General features: G+C 58.3%; 3 protein-coding genes. 2 read left to right on the top strand and 1 reads right to left on the bottom strand.

The genetic code is table 11. The annotated features are described in order from the left end of the window. Positions 1–435 precede the first annotated feature (435 nt). Positions 436–714, bottom strand: coding sequence for a hypothetical protein (locus tag V6C07_RS11040; RefSeq protein WP_333536532.1), 279 nt, complete (start codon positions 712–714; stop codon positions 436–438). 373 nt (positions 715–1,087) lie between these two features. Between V6C07_RS11040 and V6C07_RS11035 the strand changes: the two genes are divergently transcribed. Together V6C07_RS11035 and V6C07_RS11030 are read left to right on the top strand one after the other, a co-directional pair. Continuing rightward, positions 1,088–1,933 carry a sulfide/dihydroorotate dehydrogenase-like FAD/NAD-binding protein gene (locus V6C07_RS11035; RefSeq protein ID WP_333536530.1) on the top strand — a complete coding sequence of 282 codons (846 nt, stop codon included), beginning with the start codon at positions 1,088–1,090 and terminating at the stop codon, positions 1,931–1,933. Further along, the coding region (locus V6C07_RS11030) for an NAD(P)-binding protein (protein WP_333536529.1) at positions 1,923–2,576 on the top strand (654 nt) is incomplete at its 3' end. The genes V6C07_RS11035 and V6C07_RS11030, both read left to right, overlap by 11 nt.

Below are 2,576 nucleotides of genomic sequence, written 5' to 3'. Positions count from 1 at the left end.
TGTTGACTCGCAGTTGCCAGACCGCGAGATTTTTTAACAAATCAAAAGGAGTTTTACTCACTTGGGCAAAGCTATAAGCTTTTTAGAACCCCCCGCCTAGCGGGGGGTTTTCTAGTTACAAAAAGGGGAGGGCCCCCACGGCCCTCCCCTTCGCATGAGTGGAGAATTTCTTATGGACTGCGAACCTGCCACGCTCCCGTTCATGTCACGGAAAAGTGATGCTTTTCATGTTTACGAAGACAGTGCGGCGCTGCGCCGCCTGTCCGGTATGCGTGGTTAGAGCAGATCAACACTGAACAGTTTGTCTGACCAGTGCGGATTGTTGCCCAACCCGCACTGCGAAACAGTCCCGGACAAGTCCTGCCTGCCATCGGGCGGCTGTTTCAGTTCTGGGCTCCACGGTTCCACGGCGTTTACCCGCGAGGGAAACACCGATTATTGTTGGGGCGCGTCCGGCACACGCTGCACCAGGGCCAAAGCCAGCAGCGTGTGCGGTATGGAGTACCCTTGCTGGGGATTGCGCAGTTGGCGCCGCACAAAGCCCGCCATGTCCATAGCCATATCCGCGTCGGTGAGAGCCGCGCGGCTGGCCTTCTTGTTTTGTTCCAGTACGGCAAGGTACCGCTGTATGACGGCAAGGTCGTGCTCTTCGGGCTCGAGCCTTTCCGGCGGTCCGGTTTCCGACAGGAATGCGTCAGTGATGCGTTGCGACATGACCATTCCTCCCTGAATGGATCACTGCTTCCCTGCATCCGGGGGGCTGGTTCGCCTTTTTGTGTTTGCACACGGTCTCCCCTTCCCCACTCATCAACAAGTCTATCGGAGCCTGCTGTACAAAGCTTTAGAGCGGTGAACAGGAAAAAAGCCGCAAAATGGCTCCAGGCGCAGCAATCTTCTCGCTAACAGGCCAAATATATTGCGTTTGCACGCATACATCAGTACATAAAAAAACGCTTTCGCACAGTCCGCCAGCACAGGTTCAAGGCAAATGCGCCCTGCCGCCCGCAGGCCATTTATGCACGCCCCGCGCTTGCATGGGCGAGTATTCGCAGATACCATAGCGCACCAAGCCAGAAGAGGAGAGTCTATGCCAACACCCATACTGCACAAGGAAAGCCTGATCCCGGGCAAAACCAGCAAGCTGGTGCTTGAAGCGCCGCAAATTGCCCGCAAGGCCCGGCCCGGCCACTTTGTCATGCTGCGTATGACCCCCACGGGCGAGCGCATTCCCCTGACCATTGCAGATACCGATGCCGAAAAAGGCACCATTACCATCGTGTATCTGGTCATGGGCAAAAGCACCGCCATTCTCGAAGAACTTAACGCCGGCGACTCCATTCTTGATGTCTGCGGCCCCCTGGGACACCCCACGCACATTGAAAAAAAAGGCACGGTCATCTGTGTGGGCGGCGGCACGGGCATTGCCGCCATGCACCACATCGCCAAGGGCCATGCACGTGCCGGCAACAAGGTGGTGGGCATCATCGGCGCGCGCAGCAAGGATCTGCTGCTTTTTGAAAAAGAACTGAAACTTTTTGTGGACGAACTGCTCATCTCCACCGATGACGGCAGCTACGGACACAAGGGCCTTGTGACCGACCTTCTGCGCGACAGGCTCGAAAAAGACAAGACCGTTTTTGAGGTGGTGGCTGTCGGTCCTGTGCCGATGATGGCCGCCGTGGCAGAAGCCACGCGCGCCTTCGGCGTAAAAACCACTGTCAGCCTCAACCCCATCATGGTTGACGGCATCGGCATGTGCGGCGCCTGCCGCGTGAGTGTTGGCGGCAAAACCAAGTTTGCCTGTGTGGACGGCCCCGAATTTGACGGGCATGAAGTGGACTTTCCCGAGCTGCGCCGCCGCCTGGCTGCCTACCGCGAACAGGAAAAAGTCTCCATCGACGATTACCAGCTGAGGATTGCTCATGGAAACTAAACCTTCCAAAAGAAAACCTGTTGCTCCCAGGGTGGACATGCCCTGCCAGCCCGCAGAGGCGCGCCGCGCCAACTTTGATGAAGTGGCCCTGGGCTACACCAGAGAAATGGCTATTGAAGAGGCCCAGCGCTGCCTGCAGTGCAAAAAGCCCCTCTGCGTCAGCGGCTGCCCTGTGGAAGTGCCCATTCGAGACTTTATCCGCGAGGTGGCCCTGGGCAATATGGATGCGGCCTATCGCATCATTAAAAGTACCAACAGCCTGCCCGCCGTGTGCGGCCGTGTTTGCCCGCAGGAACATCAATGCGAGGGCAAGTGCGTTCTCAAGGCCAAGGGCCAGCCCGTAGCCATCGGCCGCCTTGAACGCTTTGTGGCCGACACCTATATCGCCACCACAGCCTGCGAGCAGGTTACCGGCACCAACGCCTGCGCACTGCCCAGGGGCGACCTCAAGGTAGCCTGCATCGGCTCCGGCCCGTCATCCCTCACCTGTGCGGGCGTCTGCGCCGCCGCAGGCATCAAGGTGGACGTATACGAAGCCCTGCACGAGGCCGGTGGGGTGCTCATTTACGGCATTCCGGCATTCCGTCTGTCCCTTGGCCATCAGACTTTTGCCGCTTGGTTGGGTCAATGTCGGAACAGGCCC

Source organism: Desulfovibrio sp. 1214_IL3152 (genome assembly GCF_036763055.1).
GTDB lineage: Bacteria > Desulfobacterota > Desulfovibrionia > Desulfovibrionales > Desulfovibrionaceae > Desulfovibrio.
This window is presented reverse-complemented; position numbering and strand designations above follow the sequence as displayed.